Annotated in this window: 16 protein-coding genes; 8 read left to right on the top strand and 8 right to left on the bottom strand. The window is 61.8% G+C overall.

Translation table 11 applies throughout. The features are described from left to right. Nucleotides 1-50: 50 nt before the first annotated feature. From ACNPM8_RS02225 to ACNPM8_RS02210, 4 genes are all read left to right on the top strand, one after another. On the top strand, nucleotides 51-1,631 hold the full coding sequence (locus ACNPM8_RS02225; protein WP_448939221.1) for a sugar ABC transporter ATP-binding protein: 1,581 nt from the start codon (nucleotides 51-53) through the stop codon (nucleotides 1,629-1,631). Further along, nucleotides 1,628-2,650 (top strand): ABC transporter permease, encoded by a 1,023-nt coding sequence (locus ACNPM8_RS02220; protein WP_448939220.1) that lies wholly within the window; start codon nucleotides 1,628-1,630, stop codon nucleotides 2,648-2,650. Before ACNPM8_RS02225 ends, ACNPM8_RS02220 begins: the two co-directional genes overlap by 4 nt. Further along, nucleotides 2,647-3,636 (top strand): galactofuranose ABC transporter, permease protein YjfF, encoded by a 990-nt coding sequence (gene yjfF, locus ACNPM8_RS02215; RefSeq protein WP_332727657.1) that lies wholly within the window; start codon nucleotides 2,647-2,649, stop codon nucleotides 3,634-3,636. The genes ACNPM8_RS02220 and yjfF overlap by 4 nt, the downstream gene beginning before the upstream one ends. 212 nt (nucleotides 3,637-3,848) lie before the next feature. Then, a complete protein-coding gene (locus tag ACNPM8_RS02210) occupies nucleotides 3,849-4,643 on the top strand; it encodes an enoyl-CoA hydratase/isomerase family protein (protein WP_133834123.1) in 795 nt (264 codons plus the stop codon). Nucleotides 4,644-4,649: 6 nt separating this feature from the next. On the opposite strand, the gene ACNPM8_RS02205 is transcribed toward ACNPM8_RS02210, so the two are convergent. Continuing rightward, on the bottom strand, nucleotides 4,650-6,209 hold the full coding sequence (locus tag ACNPM8_RS02205) for a long-chain-fatty-acid--CoA ligase (protein ID WP_402696854.1): 1,560 nt from the start codon (nucleotides 6,207-6,209) through the stop codon (nucleotides 4,650-4,652). A 191-nt stretch (nucleotides 6,210-6,400) separates the two neighbouring features. Here ACNPM8_RS02205 and ACNPM8_RS02200 point away from each other — a divergent pair, with 191 nt between their 5' ends. Next, entirely contained in the window at nucleotides 6,401-7,186 is a 786-nt protein-coding gene (locus tag ACNPM8_RS02200) for a VOC family protein (RefSeq protein ID WP_105656177.1), read from the top strand. 68 nt (nucleotides 7,187-7,254) lie between these two features. On the opposite strand, the gene ACNPM8_RS02195 is transcribed toward ACNPM8_RS02200, so the two are convergent. The 7 genes from ACNPM8_RS02195 to ACNPM8_RS02165 are packed head-to-tail and all read right to left on the bottom strand — an operon-like array spanning nucleotide 7,255 to nucleotide 12,748. Then, nucleotides 7,255-8,301: an LLM class flavin-dependent oxidoreductase gene (locus tag ACNPM8_RS02195; protein ID WP_448939219.1), complete on the bottom strand. Its 1,047-nt coding sequence runs from the start codon at nucleotides 8,299-8,301 to the stop codon at nucleotides 7,255-7,257. A gap of 30 nt (nucleotides 8,302-8,331) precedes the next feature. After that, a complete protein-coding gene (locus tag ACNPM8_RS02190; protein ID WP_286172207.1) occupies nucleotides 8,332-8,538 on the bottom strand; it encodes a tautomerase family protein in 207 nt (68 codons plus the stop codon). 14 nt (nucleotides 8,539-8,552) lie between these two features. Beyond that, entirely contained in the window at nucleotides 8,553-10,037 is a 1,485-nt protein-coding gene (locus ACNPM8_RS02185) for an aldehyde dehydrogenase (protein ID WP_133834118.1), read from the bottom strand. Next, on the bottom strand, nucleotides 10,034-10,786 hold the full coding sequence (locus tag ACNPM8_RS02180; RefSeq protein ID WP_133834117.1) for an alpha/beta fold hydrolase: 753 nt from the start codon (nucleotides 10,784-10,786) through the stop codon (nucleotides 10,034-10,036). The genes ACNPM8_RS02185 and ACNPM8_RS02180 overlap by 4 nt, the downstream gene beginning before the upstream one ends. Nucleotides 10,787-10,820: 34 nt before the next feature. Continuing rightward, the gene (locus ACNPM8_RS02175) at nucleotides 10,821-11,372 is read right to left on the bottom strand and encodes an amino acid synthesis family protein (protein ID WP_133834116.1); all 552 of its coding nucleotides are present in this window, start codon (nucleotides 11,370-11,372) and stop codon (nucleotides 10,821-10,823) included. Continuing rightward, a complete protein-coding gene (locus tag ACNPM8_RS02170; RefSeq protein WP_105656183.1) occupies nucleotides 11,369-12,037 on the bottom strand; it encodes an amino acid synthesis family protein in 669 nt (222 codons plus the stop codon). The genes ACNPM8_RS02175 and ACNPM8_RS02170 overlap by 4 nt, the downstream gene beginning before the upstream one ends. Before the next feature lie 30 nt (nucleotides 12,038-12,067). After that, on the bottom strand, nucleotides 12,068-12,748 hold the full coding sequence (locus ACNPM8_RS02165; RefSeq protein WP_286134632.1) for a GntR family transcriptional regulator: 681 nt from the start codon (nucleotides 12,746-12,748) through the stop codon (nucleotides 12,068-12,070). A 146-nt stretch (nucleotides 12,749-12,894) separates the two neighbouring features. Here ACNPM8_RS02165 and ACNPM8_RS02160 point away from each other — a divergent pair, with 146 nt between their 5' ends. The 3 genes from ACNPM8_RS02160 (at nucleotide 12,895) to fdhD (ending at nucleotide 16,569) form a co-directional block, all read left to right on the top strand. After that, nucleotides 12,895-13,869, top strand: a complete 975-nt coding sequence (locus tag ACNPM8_RS02160) for a flavin reductase (protein WP_105656185.1) — start codon at nucleotides 12,895-12,897, stop codon at nucleotides 13,867-13,869. A gap of 44 nt (nucleotides 13,870-13,913) precedes the next feature. Next, nucleotides 13,914-15,572: a BCCT family transporter gene (locus ACNPM8_RS02155; RefSeq protein ID WP_448939218.1), complete on the top strand. Its 1,659-nt coding sequence runs from the start codon at nucleotides 13,914-13,916 to the stop codon at nucleotides 15,570-15,572. A gap of 169 nt (nucleotides 15,573-15,741) precedes the next feature. After that, complete coding sequence (fdhD, locus tag ACNPM8_RS02150) at nucleotides 15,742-16,569, top strand: formate dehydrogenase accessory sulfurtransferase FdhD (RefSeq protein WP_448939217.1); 828 nt, start codon at nucleotides 15,742-15,744, stop codon at nucleotides 16,567-16,569. Nucleotides 16,570-16,581 lie beyond the last annotated feature (12 nt).

Here is a 16,581-nt window from a genome sequence, read left to right as displayed (position 1 = left end):
CGCCGGCCCACCACCAGGTGGCAGGACAAGCAACTCGCAGAGGCAAGTTAATGATTGATTCAACACCCATGTCACGGACTGAGGAAATCACCGTGCAGCATTCCCCTACAACGAAGCCCATCGTTCAAATGGTTGGAATTTCCGTGGAGTTCCCCGGGGTCAAAGCACTGGACAACGTTGGCTTCCGGCTTTTTCCCGGTGAAGTCCACGCCCTGATGGGGGAGAACGGCGCTGGAAAGTCGACCCTGATCAAGGCCCTGACTGGCGTGAATCCGATCGCTTCCGGAACCATCACGGTCAACGGCAACGACACCCGCTTCACCGGCCCCGCCGATGCCCGCGAACGCGGCATCTCCACGGTGTACCAAGAGGTGAATCTCTGCACCAATCTCACCGTGGCCGAAAACATCATGCTCGGCAGCGAGCCTCGCCGTTTCGGTGGTCTTGACTGGCGAACCATGCGGCGCCAGGCCAAAACCTATCTGGAGCGGATGGGGCTGAAGATAGACCCGGCCAGCTCGCTGGGGTCCCATTCACTGGCAGTCCAGCAGCTGGTGGCCATCAGCCGCGCCATGGTGGTCGACGCCAAGGTGCTGATTCTCGATGAACCAACCTCCAGCCTGGATACCGACGAGGTGGCCCAGCTCTTCGAGGTCATGCGGAAGTTGCGTGATGATGGTGTGGCGATCCTCTTCGTGTCGCACTTCCTGGACCAGATCTACGCCATTGCCGACCGCATTACCGTGCTGCGCAACGGGCAATTGGTAGAAGAACGAGAGAAGGACCAGCTGCCGCAACGCGAACTGGTCTCGCTGATGATCGCTGGCACCTCCGATGCCCAAGTGGGCGGTGCCAACGAACGCACCGCCGCAACCGAACGCGCGGCCGACGCCGAGCCGTTGCTGCAGGCAGTGGGACTCGGGCGCAAGGGAGCGGTGCAGCCTTTCGATCTGGACGTCTATCCCGGGGAAGTCATCGGCTTGGCCGGCCTGCTGGGCTCAGGCCGTACCGAACTCGCGCGCCTGCTTTACGGAGCGGACAAGGCAGATGACGGGGTGATCAAGCTGGGCGGGAAACCGGTGAAGCTGCGAACTCCCCGGCAGGCCCTGGGCCGCAAAATCGCCTACACATCCGAAGACCGCAAGGGCGAAGGGGTTGTGGGCGAGCTGACCGTGGCCGAGAACATCATCCTCGGCCTGCAGGCAGCGCGCGGATGGATCCGCCCGCTGCCCAAGACCAAAGCCACCCAAATCGTGGATGCCTATATCAAGGCACTGGGCGTCCGTCCGGCCAATCCGAACGCCCTGCTCAAGAACCTCTCGGGCGGGAATCAGCAGAAAGTTCTGCTGGCCCGCTGGCTCGCCACCGCTCCGAAGCTGTTGCTCCTCGATGAGCCCACCCGCGGAATCGACATCGGCGCGAAGACCGAAATCATGAACCTGGTCTCCGAACTAGCTGAACAGGGCATGTCGGTGGTCTTCATCTCCGCTGAGCTAGAAGAAGTCCTGCGCCTCTCGGATCGCATCGTTGTGATGCGCGATCACGCCAAGGTTGCCGAAATTCCAAGCACTCCAGATGTGGATGTGCCACGCCTGATCGAAATCATCGCCACCGGGGAAGAAAACAAATGACCCGTATTTACAAGCATCGCCTGTTTTGGCCAGCGATTGCGCTGCTCGCGCTGCTGCTAGCCTGCACCATCAAGCGCCCGGACATCCTGGGCATCAGCGTGCTGGACGGGCACCTGTTCGGAGCCCCCATAGACATCCTGCGCAATAGCTCGCCGCTGCTGCTTGTCGCCCTGGGCATGACTCTGGTGATCGCCACCCGCGGCATCGACCTGTCAGTGGGTGCCACCGTCGCGATCTCCGGAGCCGTGGCGCTGACGTTCATCGCCAGCTCGGCAAATCCGGGATCCGCAGGTACAGCCGTCGGCGCCGTCTTCGTGGCATTGGGGTTGTGCCTGATCCTCGGCGCATTCAACGGCGTGCTGGTGGCGAACTTCGGCATCCAGCCGATCGTCGCCACGCTGATCCTGATGACCGCCGGCCGCGGTGTGGCCATGCTGATCACCAACGGCCAGATCACCACGGTCAATAGCGCACCTTTCAGCAAACTGGCCTCGGGCTATGCGTTGGGCCTGCCGGTGGCCGCGCTCATCGCGTACGGCGTGTTTGCGGTGGTGGCCCTCGTGGTACGGCGTACTGCGCTGGGCATGCTACTCGAAGCGGTAGGCATCAACCCGGAAGCCAGCCGGCTCTCCGGGGTGAAATCAAGAACTCTGGTATTCACCGTCTATGTATTGTGCGGCCTGCTATCGGGCCTGGCCGGACTGATCTTCGCCGGCAACACCATGGCCGCTGATGCCAACAATGCGGGACTGTTCATAGAGCTGGATGCCATTCTCGCCGTGGTTATCGGCGGCACGTCCCTGGCCGGCGGCAAGTTCAACCTCGCGGGCACCATGATTGGCGTGCTGATCATTACCACCCTGAGCCTGGCTGTGACCGTCCTGGGCGTTTCACCGCTGGTCACTTCGCTATTCAAAGCCATCGTGGTCATTGCCGTGACCTTGATGATGTCAACCCGGCTGCGCGCCATGCTCGGTTCCTTGCGCGAACGCCGCCGCTACCAGGAGGTGGGAGCATGAGCATCCTCAGTGTTCCGCGCAAGTCCATATCCAAATTGAATGTGGACCGGCGCTACCTGCCGGTTCTGGGCACTGTGGTCGTCTTCGGGCTGATGCTCGTCATCGGCGGAGTGCGCTACGAGAATTTCCTTTCGCCAGCTGTACTATCCAACCTGTTCATCAACAATGCCCACTTGATCGTGCTGGCAGCAGGGATGACGTTCGTGATTCTCACCGGCGGCATCGACCTGTCAGTCGGTGCGGTGCTGGCCCTGTCCTCGGTCATCACCGCAACCATGCTCAATGCCGGGATCCCGTTGTCCCTGGTGCTGCCTATCGCGATTCTCAGCGGGTCGATCATCGGCCTGGGCATGGGAGTGATGATCCAGTACTTCGAGGTGCAGCCCTTCGTGGCTACCTTGGCCGGCATGTTCTTGGCCCGCGGCCTGTGCTTCATCTTCGCCCCGGAATCCGTGCCGATCCGCGATGAGGGTTTCGTGGCGCTGTCGAGCTGGGGTGTTTCTGCGGGGCGCTGGCGGTTGACCGCGGCCGTGGTCATCGCCGTGCTGGTGATTGCCGGGTCCTGGTGGGTGCTGCACCGCACCCGTTTCGGCCGCACCGTTTACGCGGTGGGCGGCGGCGAGCAATCAGCCACCCTGATGGGATTGCGTGTGGCACGCACCAAGGTGGTTGTCTACGTCATCTCCGGCACCTGTGCGGCGCTGGGCGGAATCCTCTTCGCCATGTTCTCGCGCTCGGGCTATGCGCTGACCGGTGTGGGCATGGAGCTCGACGCGATCGCCGCAGTAGTTATCGGTGGAACACTGCTGGTCGGCGGCATGGGCTTCATTCTCGGCTCGGTGGTTGGCGTGATGGTGCTGGGACTGATCCAAACCATCATCACTTTCGAGGGAACCTTGAGTTCCTGGTGGACCAAGATCGTGATCGGCGGTTTGCTGCTGATCTTCGTGGTCTTGCAACGAATTCTTACCTTGCGGCGAAATTAAGCCCGGAAGGGAAGGGCCCAGGGCCCGGTATTAGCGTACCGGGCCCTGGGTCGTATCCAGCCACCTAGCTCCAATTCGCGTACAACGAACCGGGAAGTAATAGTTTCCAGCCTGGACAACAGCTTGCCCCTATTTCGCGATAGATTGCGAAGTGGGGGCATTGCTATTGCCTCTAAAACTTCTGCGGCTTGCACGCGACTGGGAGGAACCTGATGGGCAAGGACAATGAAGCACGGGTCAGCGTAGAAATAGCCGGGTCCACTGCCGTGGTGCTGCTGGATAACCCGGGCCAACTCAACGCGCTCACCAAGGACATGTGCCTGCAGCTGGTGGGCGCCTTTGCCGGCCTTTCGACCAACGACGAGGTCAGTTCCATTGTGGTTCGCGGCGCTGCGGCGAACTTCTGCGCTGGAATTGCCATCGACGAGATGGACCAGGTGCTCTTCGACCGGGACGCGGACGGCGAGCTGATCAACCATTTCGACCTGCTCGACAAGATCATCGTGGGCTGCCCGAAGACCACCATCGCGGTGGTGGAAGGTAATTGCTTTGGCGGGGCCTGGCAGCTGGCCTCGGCCTGCGATATCCAGTTGGCCTCGGATAACGTGCGCCTGGCGATCACCCCAGCGAGAATCGGGTTGGTTTTCCCGCGCCCGGGCATCGAACGGCTGGTGCGTACCGTGGGGGAGCACCGGGCCAAGTACCTGCTGTTTTCCGGCGCGGAGATTTCCATTGCCGAGGCGGAGCGCTGGGGCATGTTCACCCGGGTGATTGCCCAGGGGCAGCTCGACGAAGAGCTGGCCGCATTGCTGGGCAAGCTGGCGGCGAACTCGCCGTATTCCATTGCGCGCACCAATGAGGCAATCAACTTGGTGCGCCAGGGAGAAGCCACCGAGGGCTGGTGGGAAGCGATGTGGGAAGAGAACGGGGCGAACGCGGACCTGGCCGAAGGCAGATCCGCGTTCTACTCACGCCGCACACCGGATTACGGTGGACTGCCCCAGTAGTGTTCGCTAGTCCTGCTGGGCAGTGAACTGCGCAACCAGTTCGCGCTTGAGGATCTTCCCGCTGGGACCCAGCGGGAATTCCTGGACGATCTCGATCAGCCGCGGATACTTGTACGCGGCCATCTGCTTGCTGGCCCACGCCACCAGCTCCTGCGCGCCCAGCGTGGAGCCGGCCTCCAAGGTCACCGAGGCGGCAATCTCCTGTCCGTGGGTTTCGTGCGGCACCCCGTACACGGCGGCATTGGAAATCTCCGGATGGGAAACCAGTACCTCTTCGATTTCGCGCGGGTACACGTTGTAGCCGTTGCGCAGGATCATGTCCTTGGTCCGGTCCAGGATGCGCAGGTAGCCATCCTCGTCCTTGGTCCCCAGATCCCCGGTGCGGAACCAGCCATCAACCACTGCTTCGGCCGTGGCCTCGGGCCGGTTCAGGTAGCCGGAGAACAAGTTGTGCCCGCGCACCACCAGCTCGCCCAGCTCCCCGCGCGGCAGCAGCCGGATTTCATCGGGGCAGGCAGGGTCGGCGATTTCCACATCCACGCCCCAGACCGGGGTGCCCACGGTCCCGGGCCGCGGGTCGACGCCCACATGGTTGAAGCAAGCCACCGGAGAGGTCTCGGTCAGCCCGTAGCCCTCGTGGATCCGCGCGCCGAAGCGCTGCTCGAAGGCGGTGAGGATGGATACCGGAAGCGAGGCCCCTCCGGAAATGGCGTAGCGCAGTTTTTCCGGCATCCCTTCGCGCTGCTTGCCCGCTTCGAGCAGGGCCACATACATCGTGGGCACCCCGAAGAAGACGTCGATGCCAGCCTCCAGCAACAGTTCCAGGGCCCCTTCGGCGGTGAATTTGGGTAACAGCATGACCTCGGCCCCCACCCGCAGCCCGGTATTGAGCACGCAGGTCTGGCCGAAGGTGTGGAACAGCGGCAACCCGCCGAAGAGCTTGTCGCCGCGGCGCAATTCCATGGTGTTCAGCAACGTGGTGTGGGTCTGCTCGATCAACGCCAGATGCGTGCCCAGCGCACCCTTGGGCTTGCCGGTGGTGCCCGAGGTGTACAGGATCGTGGCCAGGTCTTCGGGGCGGCGCGGCAGGTAGGTGCCAATCGGCGCGGCGTTCCGGGCCAGGTCTTCCAACCGGATTGCGCCCGATTCCTCCGGAGCCAGCACGCTGAGCACCGGCACCCCGGAAGCGGCGGCCCCCGCTGCTCCTTCTGCGAGCAGCGGTGCGGCGCAGATCATCAGCTTGGTTTCGGAATCCTCCAGGATGTAGGAGATCTCGCGCGCCTTGAGCAGCGCGTGGACCGGTACCGCCACGGCGCCCAGGGCCAGAACCGCGTAGTAGGCGCGGGCGAAGTCCGTGACGTTGGGAATGAGCAAGGCCACCCGGTCGCCCGCCTCGATGCCTTGGGCTTGCAGGGCTCCGGCGTATTCCCGGGCCTGCTCCCACAGCTGCTCATAGGTGGTGCTGCGACCATCGACGGTGATGGCGTTCAGCTCGCCGTAGCGGGCAGCCCCTTCTGCGAGGATGGCCGCCACTGAAACAGTGAGATTGGATGTGGAAACGCTCATGGTGAACTCCTCGGGTCGCCCAGCAGTGCATTGTGTGTTGTGTCACATTAAACCATATTGGAACTGCGGTTCAGTACGAGGTATTGAGTTTCGAAATATCTTGAACAATGGAAAATTTCCGTTGCTGATCTGGGTAAAAAGGACATAGACTCAGCCCAAACGAGCTGGATGAATTGTGGAATGGGGAAGCGATGCCGGCACCAAAGGATCCTCGAGCCGAGCCGTGCTGGGTCGATTTGCTCACCAGCGACATGGAGGGCTCCACGCAGTTCTACGGGCAGCTTTTCGGTTGGGAAGTCCGCCATGACGAGGAAACCCGCGACGAGGGATATGCCGAGGTCTACCTCAACGGGGAAATGGCCACCGGCTTCATTGCCAATGACCCGGATTCCGAGGTGCAAGATGCCTGGACCACCTACCTGAATGTGACCGATGTGCACGCCGCCGCCTATGCCACCAAAATGCACGGCGGCAAGGTCTATCTCAAGCCCATCGACATTCCCGGCCAGGGAACCATGGCCATCATCGGGGACCCAGCGGGAACCGGCGTTGGACTCTTCCAGGCATTCCAATCAGCAGACACAACCGCCAGCCGCGCACCGGGCACCCGCATCTGGAACGAGCTGCACACCAGGCACTTCGAGGCGGTGGCCCGCTTCTACCGTGTAGCACTGGGCTGGTGCCTGTCCCCGGTCTCGGACACGGACGAATTCCGCTACCACACCTACGGCCAAGGTTCCGAGGCGGTGGCCGGAATCTTCGACATCTCCAGCTATCCGGATTCCAAGGCCGGTTGGCGCGCCTACTTCGCGGTGGCGGATGCCGAACAGACCGTGGCGCTCGCCGAGAAGCTCGGCGGCACGATCATCCATGAGCCCCATGATTCCTACTTTGGCCGCATGGCCGTGCTCAGCGACGTCACCGGCGCAGAGTTCGCGATCATCGCTCCGTCGCGCAAACAGGAATCTGAAGCCTGACGGCAAAGGCCGCCGGCACCGAAAAATCGGATGCACGGCGGCCTCGGTTCGGGCTGGTCCTTCGCAGCCTACTTCACGAAATTCGGCACAACTTCGTCAATGAACAACTGCAGCGAGCGTTTCTTTTCCTCGTGGCTCAGGGCGTTGTCGCTCCAGAAGCTGTATTCGCTGACGCCCAGATCTTCGTAGCGGCGCAGGCGCTCGACAACCACGTCCGGCGTGCCGATCATTGCGGTGCGGTGCAGGGACTCAGGCGTGAACTCCTCGCGTTCAGAGAACTTCTCCTCCGGGCTGGGATCGATGAATCCGTTGACCGGCTCCACCTTGTTGCCGAAGACCGCATCGAAGGTGCGGTAGAACTTGTTGATGCCTTCGGCAGCAGGGCGCCAGGCCTCTGGCTCGTTGGCGGAGTGCAGATAAGTGTGGCGAAGCACCATGATGTCAGGGCGCTGTTGCACCTCCGGGTGGGCAGCGATGGCGGCTTCGTACTTCTGGACTAATGATTCGACTTCTTCGTCGCCCTTCATCAGCGGAGTCACCATGACATGGCACCCGTTGGCCACAGCATACTCGTGCGACTCGGGGCTGCGGGCGGCAACCCAGACAGGGATCTGCTTTTGTGTTGGCTTGGGCACCGAGGTGGACGTCGGGAACTGCCAGACTTCACCGTCGTGGGCGTAATCTCCCTCCCACAGCTTCTTGACTGCGGGGATGAGCTCCTGCATGGAGGCACCGCCGTCGGTGGCCTTCATGCCATCGGTCATGCGATCGAATTCGAATTGGTAGGCACCGCGTGCCACGCCTAATTCGGCACGGCCATTGCTGATGACATCGAGCAGCGCGAGTTCGCCGGCTGCTCGGATCGGGTTCCAGAATGGTGCGATGATGGTGCCGGCTCCGAGCCGGATCGTGGAGGTCCGAGCCGCGAGGTAAGCAAGCTGCGGGATCGGGTTCGGGGAGACGGTGTATTCCATCGAGTGGTGTTCGCCGATCCAGACTGTGGAGAAGCCACCGGCTTCGGCCATTTGAGTCAGTTCGACGAGGTTCTCGAAATGCTGTGCGTGGCTGATCGAGTCGTCATAGCGTTCCATGTGGATGAACAGTGAAAAGCGCATATCTGTCCTTCTTTCGTTGCTCTGCTGCCCTTAGGCAGTTGCCTGGGTGCTGTTGCGTTCGGCGATGGTTTGATTGGTCCGGGACCAATGCTCATGATCGACTTCGCGCACGATGACCGTGATGTTTTCGGGGGCCGCATCAACGGTTTCTTCGGCGGCCCGGTGCAAGGCGTCGATCAGGGCGCGCAGCTGCTGGGAACTGCGGCCCTTGGCAATGGATACATCGATCAGTGGCATGGGGTTCCCTTTCCTTAGCCGCGCATCACAAACGGATCTGCGACGGGGGACTCGTCCGTGTTGATCCATACGCTCTTGAGGCGGGTGTATTCGTTCATGGATTCGAGGCCGTGCTCGATGCCGACGCCCGAGTTCTTGAAGCCTTGGCGAGGGGACATCGGGGACATCGCGCGGTAGGTGTTCACCCAGATCGTGCCGGCCTCCAGCCTCCGGGCCATGCGATGGGCGCGGGCAAGGTTCTGCGTCCACACGCCGGCGGCCAGCCCGTACTCGGTGTCATTGGCCATGGACAGCAGCTCGTCTTCGTGCTCGAAGGGCATGATCGCAGCCACCGGGCCGAAGATCTCCTCGCGGACCACGCGCATGTCGTTATTGACGTCGGTGAGCACAGTGGGGGAGAAATAGTAGCCCGGCAGGTCCAGGCCTTCGGGGCGGGTGCCGCCGGCCAGTACTTTGGCGCCCTCGTCTGCGCCGATCTTCACATAGGAAGCGACCTTTTCCAATTGGTCGGCGAACGCCAGCGGGCCTAGCTCGGTGGCATCCAAGAGCGGGTCTCCGATGACAATGGACTTGGCACGTTCGGTAACCCGTTCCAGCAGCTCGTCGTAGACAGACTTGTGGGCGAAGACCCGGCTGCCGGCAATGCAGGTCTGGCCGGCCGCGGCGTAGATGCCGGCCACCACGCCCATAGCCGCGTTGGCGACGTTGGCGTCGTCGAAGACGATGTTCGGGCTCTTGCCACCCAGCTCCAAGGTGCAGCCGATGAAGCGGCCGGCCGCCTCGGCGGCGATCTTCGAGCCGGTGGCCGTAGAACCAGTGAAGGAGATCTTGGCCAGCAGTGGGTGGCTGACTAGCGCCGCGCCGGCCTCGGCCCCGAACCCGGTGACCACGTTGATGACGCCCGGAGGGAATCCGGCCTGCTCAGCCAGCTCAGCCAGCAGCAGCACCGTGCGCGAGGTGTATTCGCTGGGCTTGATCACCACAGTGTTCCCGGCAGCCAGCGCAGGGGCGATCTTCGAAGTGGTCAAAGTCAGAGGCGAGTTCCACGGGGTGATAGCCCCGACCACGCCGAGCGCTTCGCGCTGGGTGTAGTTTAGAATCGCCGGATTCATGCTTGGGATCTGGGAACCCTGCACTTTGTCGGCCAGCCCGGCATAGTAGTAGAGGTACTCCGGCAGGGTGGCCAGCTGGCCCCGCATTTCGCGCAGCAGCTTGCCGTTGTCCAAGGATTCGTAGCGGGCCAACTTCTCGGCATTCTCACCGATTAGATCGCCTAGGCGGCGCAGCAGATGTCCACGGGCGGTGGCGCTCAGGGCGCTCCACGAGGGCGCGGAGAATGCCTTATGGGCGGCTTTGACAGCACGGTCCACATCTTCAGCATTGCCGCGCGCGGCCTCGTAAAGATCTTCGAGGGTTGCCGGGTTGGAGCTGGTGAAGAAACGGTCTTCGCTGGGAGCGATGTGCTCTCCGTTGATGAAATGCATGTAACGCTCGCTCATGCCTGTTTCCCTTCGTTATCGCTGAAAAAACTGTTCAATTCCGCGGCCAAGGCCAGCGGATTCTCGACCGGAAGCATATGCCGTGCTCCGGGGATGATGCGCAGCCGCCCCTGCGGCACAGCGGCAACCAGCCGGCGGGACATTTCCGGGGTCGATCCGGGATCCAGCTCGCCGGTGATGGCCAGTGTCGGCTGCTTGATCGCATCGAGTTCGCCGGCAATCTCCTGGTCACCGCGGGCGAAAACCGCGTAGGCGTGCAGATAGGATTCGAGATCGTTGCCCGCCATAGTTTGGCGCGTAGCCTCGATGAGCTGCGCGTCCACCGTGGTGGCCGCGGCCGGGAACCAGCGTTCGATGGCGCGGTCCACTCCCTGGGAGAAGTTCGTGCCGGCGGTAGCCAGGCGCTCTTCCACCGCGGTCGACTCTTCGGCGGTGCGCCGGCATACGGAGTTCACCGCAGACAAGGTCAGCACGCGCCCGGGAGCGAAGCGCGCAAGGTACTGGGCAACCAAGGCACCGAGCGAGAATCCCACAAGATGCACAGGCTCGCGAGTTTCAAGGCGTTCGAGCACATCGGCGGCCAAGCTCGCCAGATTCTGCTCGCTGCGCAGGGGCGGGCGTAACCCGTGCCCAGGCAGGTCCAGGGCCACTGATTGGTGCGCCAGCTGCTCGCGCAGCGGCTTCCACATGGTCCGGTCCAATCCGACTCCATGCAGGAGGACAACCAATGGCTGCTTCGTGCTTGTCATGCGTGCTTCGCTCCGTTCCGGCTGATGCGCTCTGCTACTGTTCGGTGGACAGCGGGGCCAGGCGTTCCTGCGGCCGGCCACGGGTTGCGCCGGCCAGGGCGATCAGGATTTCGCCAGGATGCGGAGCATCGGCGATCCTGGCCTCGACGCTCTGGTGGTGCGAGCGGATCGTGGCATCGGTGAAATGCTTGAGCGGGATGTCGAACTGCACTCCGGCCTGTCCGCGCTTTTCCACGGCCGGCAGCAAGGTGGTGGCCTTGGCTGCGTCGCGGAAGTGGTTGCCGAATTTCAGGGTGTGGATCAGGGCCGAGCCGTGCTCGACTTCACCGTCAAGGCCGACGATTGCAGCCTTGCCATAGGCCTGGAGCGGGGCGCCCAGCGCTTCGATGACCCGCGGTGCCAGCAGCGCTCCGAGGTCCGAGGCGACCGAGTCGATTCCCGGGTTCAAGTCCTCGACGAATCCTTGCCCTGCCCACGGGTTGTCGAATACGGCGGCGACAATGACCACGCGGGCTACCGGATCCACCGGGCGTCCGCCCTCTGTGGCAATTTCCTCGACGATGGTTACCAGTTTGCGGTAGTTCATAGTTGTATTCCCTTCAGTATTTCGGAAGTGACCGTTCGGTCGGTGGTTCGATCGCCGATGCGTGCATGTGGCCGGGGGCCGCTTGATGCCGCGGCAATGACCGCGATCTCGCCAGCATGCGGGGCATCGGGCAAGGACAGCTCCAGGGTCTGGTAGTGGGTTCGGGTGGCAGCTGCGGTCTTATGCCACATCGGTACTCGCAGGGATTCACCAGGAACGCCGCGGCCGTCGACAAAGCAGATGATCGAGGTGCCGCCGAGGGCTTCGCGCAGCAGGTTGCCGAAGAACGGGGTGTGGATCAGCGCTCCGGCATGCTCCAATTCCCCATCGCTGCCAACCAATGCGGCCTTGCCGAAAGCTTCAACTTGTTCGGCTCCGCCCAGGGCATTGAGCAGGCGATCCGACAGCAGCTTGGCGAGCAATGGGGCGATGGCCTCGGTCCGCTCGGATAAATCTTGCGACGTTCCAGTGCCGAGCCAAGGATTGGGGATGACTGCGGTGGCGGTCGCGCGGGTGATGCTGCCTAATTCGTGGTGGGGAACTTCTTCCACCGTGCACGAGATTTTGCGCAAACCAATGGCCTGGGCCAAATCCTGGTAGTCTTCGAGCGTTGATCGGGTGCTCAAATCAATGAGCTGAGGCGGCTGGGCCAGTGGAGAATTCATCTGGTATTCCTTTGCATGGCTTTTTTGGGGCTAACCCGGTTGTTCTTCGTCTTCTTCTTTCATTGCGGCCAGGGCCGCCGACTGGCTTGATGCGGCAACATGCCTGCGCATCACAAGTTCTGCGGCCAACGGATCTTTGGAGCTGATGGCGTCGATGATTGCCTGGTGCTCGTCCTTCGAATTCTGCAAGCGCCCGGGCAAGCTCAGGGTCTGCGAAACGATGCGATGGTAGGCCAGCTGGTTCATCAACAGGTCATAGTGCTCGGTGAGCTTCCTGTTGTCAGCCCCGGCAACCAACGTGCTGTGGAATTCATGGACCAGTTGCGAATAGAGTTCCGCGTCGCCGCGCTCGACGGCCCGTTGGCTGCGTGCAACGTTTTCCTTGAGCTGCTCCAATTCAGGTACGGCTCCACGTCTGGCCAGCAGGCCAGCGGCTAGTCCCTCGAAGGCCTCCTTCAGGGAAAACATCTCGTGAATTTCGCGCTGGGTGGGCTTCCTGACGAATGTTCCAACCCGCGAACGCACCTCAACTAGGCCCTCGCGCTCCAGCTGCTTCAATGCTTCTCGAATTGGAGTACGGCTGACCTCGAAGTCTTGCGCCAGGGCTGTCTCTGCCAATAGGTCTCCGGGTTGAACAACTCCAGTGACGATCATTTGACGGAGCCGGCCCAGCAACGGCGTCTCCGGGGTGCTCCTGGTTTTTGATTCCACGCTTGAACTCTCTTGCATACAAGAACTCTATCCATAGATTCTCTTGTATGCAACAGAAATTCAAGGAATCGCCTTGAATCCGCTAAATTTAAGAGAATTTCCTGAAACATGTTGACTCCGTCACAACCTTTGCTAGCATTTCTTGCATGCAACAAATTGTAAATTCACTCCAGCCTGTCAAAGAATCACTCGTCAACGCCTGGGAAGCGGCATGGGATCGGGGCCAGGTCGATGCACTGGACGAGATCTTCCACGCGGACTTCCGGCGAATCAGCAAGAAATCCAAAAACGTCACCACCATCCGAGAGCTGAAGCAAGAGATTTTGTCCGTGCGGGAGGCCTTCCCTGATCTGGTGACAAAAATCGACCATCTGCTCGTGGATGAGCAGGAGCAGTCCATCGCGATTTTCTGGCACACCACCGGAACGTTCACCAACGATCTGCAGGGTGTGCCGGCCACGGGCAACACCGTGGAAACCCGCGGTTCCAACCTGATGGAAGTCCAGGACGGGAAAATCATCTCGGAGCAGGTGACTTGGGACCAGAGCGAGCTGCTCGAAGACGTGGGGGTCCCATCGCTCAAGTCCGCCTTCGAGTCCACGGATGATGGCGTGGTAGTGGACGATTTGAGCGGCGTGCCGAATCTCGATGCGCTCAAGGGGTTCAACCGCCAATTCATTACCGGCGTGACTGTCGTGACCACCATGGATGAACATGGCAAGCCTCGCGGGCTAGCCGCAAATTCATATGTGTCAGTTTCGCTCGAGCCGCCTCTGGTGCTGGTGTGCGTGCAGAAGACCACCAGCACCTATGCATCGCTGTTCAAGTCCACCCATCTGGGCATCAACATCATGAGCAACGGGCAGCGCGACACCGTGGGCACCTTCGCTTCCAAGGGTGATGACAAGTTCGCCGAGCTCGAATGGCATCAGGGGCCGAACGGCAGCCCGCTGATCGATGGCTCGGCCGCTTCCATCGAAGCAGAAATCAAGGAGCGCTTCCAAGCCAAGACCCATACCGTGTTCATCGCCAAGGTAAAGCATTCCGAAGTCGCCCAGCTTGAGCCGATGGTCTACAAGGCCGGCCGGTTCTACGACGGCGCCGAACTGACCGCGCTATAGCCCGGCGTCGGCAGATTCCTCCAATACAACGAAGTGTGAGAGCCATGAAAACCGAAACCAACGAAAAGCAGGGCAAGGGGCCACGCGGAGGGCCCACGCTCACCGGCGGCAAATTGCGCCGGGCCGCGGACAAGAACGAATCGAAACAGGTCTACAAGCAACTCCAGCGTCCGGGCAGTGTCCTTTTCGTTTCGCTGGCGCTGGTCGTGGTGTTCGTGCTCTGGGCGGCTATTGCACCGGGCCGGCTCAATGAACTGATGTCCGGGGCATCCACCTGGTCAGCGCAGTACATTGGCTGGAGCTACCTGTTGGTGACTCTCGGCTGCATCGTGCTGATGCTGTTCCTGGCCTTTTCGCGCTACGGAGGCATCAGGCTGGGCAAGGACGCGGACCGGCCCGAGTTCTCCACATGGGCCTGGATCGCGATGATTCTCGGTGCCGTGATGGGCATCGGGTTGATCAGCTATGGCGCGGCCGAACCCATGAGCCACTTCATGGTCCCTCCGCACGGACGGGCGGAGCCGGAAAGCATGGATGCGGCAGTGCTGGCCTTGCAGTTCTCGTACTTCGACTGGGGTCCGAACGCCTGGGCCTTGTTCGGCGTGTTCGGCCTGGCCATTGCCTACTCGACGCACCGCCGGGGCAACTCGGGACTCGTCTCGGTGATGCTCAGGCCAGTTCTTGGAAAATCCATGGACGGATGGCTCGGGAAGACCATTGACGTGTTCACCGTGCTGGCCACCCTCTTCGGCACGACCACTTCCCTGGGCTTGGGCGCTTCGCAAATCGCCGAGGGGCTGAACAGCCTGTTCGGGATTCCCACGGATCTGTTCGTCAAGATCGTAATTATTGCGGGCGTTACCATCGTGTTCACTCTTTCGGCGCTTTCCGGCGTTGGCAAGGGCATCAAATGGCTCAGCCAGGGCACCATGATCGGTGCCGCCGCCATCGGGGTTTTCGTCCTGGTTTCCGGTCCCACCGGATTTATTTCCAACATCTATTTCCGTTCCATGGGGCAGTTCCTGGGCGAGTTCCCGGCCGTGGCGCTGCTGACTCCTTCTGGAGCCGAGGACTTGCAGTGGATGCAATGGTGGACGTACTTCATGATGGCCTGGTGGTTGAGCTGGGGCGCCTTCGTCGGCATCTTCCTGGCGCGGATTTCCAAGGGCCGGACCATTCGCGAATTCGTTATTGCGGTGATGGGTGTCCCGTCTCTGGTCTTCAGCATCTGGTTCAGCATTTTCGGTGGCACCTCGATCCACCAGGAGATGACCGGCAGCTCTGGGATCGGCCAGGCAACGTTGGAAGACACCAATAGCACCTTCTTCGCGATGCTGGCCGAACTGCCGATACCGGAAGTGACCTCGGCATTCACAGTAATTCTCGTGGTGCTGTTCTTCATTACCGGCGCGGATTCCAATACCTATGTTCTGGGCACTCTGACCTCAGGCGGAAATATGTACCCCAAGAGGCCGGTCCTAGTAGTCTGGGGACTTCTCACCGGCGTCTGCGCGATCGTGTTGCTTCTGGTGGGCGGGCTCGAGGCCTTGCAACAGGCCGCTATCCTCTCGGCGGTGCCGTTCACGGTGATTGTGACGCTGCTGGGGATGTCGCTGATGAGGGAGCTGCGCTGCGACACGCGCCTGCAGGCACCTTTGCTGGAAGCCGCTGCCCCGAGTCAAGGGGGCAACAAAGCAGTCTAGGCAGCATCGCGAAAGAGACGGCCAGCGAATTTGCGGCCCCGGCGGTACCTTGGATTTGCCTCAATCCAGCATGGGCGTTGGCCGAGCCGGGGTCTGTAAACGTAGAGTGTTCTCTAGCAGTATGCGGCAAGCGGCGGAAGCCGCAAGATGTAGCACAAGGAGCGTTTAAATGGGTCGCAAGATCGTGCGCCGCCGCGTGGTCAGGGCAACGCTGGAGGGCTCCCGCGTCCGCGAGGAGAAGCTGGCTGGCGAGGAGCCGCTGGAGATCCGCTTCGGCCATACCTCCTACACCACCTCCATGCGCACCCCGGGCGACGACTTCGACATGGTCACCGGATTCCTGGTGGGCGAGGGAATCATTTCCGCGCCCGAGCATCTGGCCTCCCTGCGCTACTGCGCCGGCACCGATGAAGCAGGCAACCAGACCTATAACGTCATCGAGGTGCAGCTGGGCGCGGGGGCGAAGCATCCTGATCTCCTGGCTGCCCGCAATTTGGTCACCAGTTCAGCCTGCGGGATCTGCGGCACCAACTCCATTGACGAAGTGCGCAAGAAAGCCGCCTTCGCACCCTCCCCTGAGTCGGGGCGGGTTGGGCTGGAAACGCTGCTGGGCCTGCCGGACACCTTGCGCGAATCGCAGCAGCTGTTCTCCGCCACCGGGGGAGTGCACGCGGCCGGGTTGTTCTCCACCGCCGGGGAATTGCTGATCCTGCGCGAAGACGTCGGGCGTCATAATGCGGTGGACAAGGTCATCGGAGCGGCCCTGCGCGACGGGTTGCTGCCGCTGGGCGACACCGTCCTGCAGGTCTCCGGACGCGCCTCCTTCGAGCTGGTGCAGAAGGCCGCGATGGCTGGAATTCCGGTGCTCGCAGCGGTCAGCGCGCCCTCGTCGCTGGCCGCTGACCTGGCCGAGGAATCGGGTCTGACGCTGGCCGCTTTTTCCCGCAGGCACAGCGTGAACATTTATACACATGCGGATCGGGTGATCAGGGCGTAGCCTTGTAATATG

This window comes from Glutamicibacter sp. AGC46, from assembly GCF_053543715.1.
This window is presented reverse-complemented; position numbering and strand designations above follow the sequence as displayed.

Excerpts from the sequence above, each read along its gene's own strand:
- ACNPM8_RS02225 (WP_448939221.1), top strand. The coding sequence starts at position 51 with ATGATTGATTCAACACCCATGTCACGGACTGAGGAAATCACCGTGCAG.
- ACNPM8_RS02220 (WP_448939220.1), top strand. The coding sequence starts at position 1,628 with ATGACCCGTATTTACAAGCATCGCCTGTTTTGGCCAGCGATTGCGCTG.
- yjfF (WP_332727657.1), top strand. The coding sequence starts at position 2,647 with ATGAGCATCCTCAGTGTTCCGCGCAAGTCCATATCCAAATTGAATGTG.
- ACNPM8_RS02210 (WP_133834123.1), top strand. The coding sequence starts at position 3,849 with ATGGGCAAGGACAATGAAGCACGGGTCAGCGTAGAAATAGCCGGGTCC.
- ACNPM8_RS02205 (WP_402696854.1), bottom strand. The coding sequence starts at position 6,209 with ATGAGCGTTTCCACATCCAATCTCACTGTTTCAGTGGCGGCCATCCTC.
- ACNPM8_RS02200 (WP_105656177.1), top strand. The coding sequence starts at position 6,401 with ATGCCGGCACCAAAGGATCCTCGAGCCGAGCCGTGCTGGGTCGATTTG.
- ACNPM8_RS02195 (WP_448939219.1), bottom strand. The coding sequence starts at position 8,301 with ATGCGCTTTTCACTGTTCATCCACATGGAACGCTATGACGACTCGATC.
- ACNPM8_RS02190 (WP_286172207.1), bottom strand. The coding sequence starts at position 8,538 with ATGCCACTGATCGATGTATCCATTGCCAAGGGCCGCAGTTCCCAGCAG.
- ACNPM8_RS02185 (WP_133834118.1), bottom strand. The coding sequence starts at position 10,037 with ATGAGCGAGCGTTACATGCATTTCATCAACGGAGAGCACATCGCTCCC.
- ACNPM8_RS02180 (WP_133834117.1), bottom strand. The coding sequence starts at position 10,786 with ATGACAAGCACGAAGCAGCCATTGGTTGTCCTCCTGCATGGAGTCGGA.
- ACNPM8_RS02175 (WP_133834116.1), bottom strand. The coding sequence starts at position 11,372 with ATGAACTACCGCAAACTGGTAACCATCGTCGAGGAAATTGCCACAGAG.
- ACNPM8_RS02170 (WP_105656183.1), bottom strand. The coding sequence starts at position 12,037 with ATGAATTCTCCACTGGCCCAGCCGCCTCAGCTCATTGATTTGAGCACC.
- ACNPM8_RS02160 (WP_105656185.1), top strand. The coding sequence starts at position 12,895 with ATGCAACAAATTGTAAATTCACTCCAGCCTGTCAAAGAATCACTCGTC.
- ACNPM8_RS02155 (WP_448939218.1), top strand. The coding sequence starts at position 13,914 with ATGAAAACCGAAACCAACGAAAAGCAGGGCAAGGGGCCACGCGGAGGG.
- fdhD (WP_448939217.1), top strand. The coding sequence starts at position 15,742 with ATGGGTCGCAAGATCGTGCGCCGCCGCGTGGTCAGGGCAACGCTGGAG.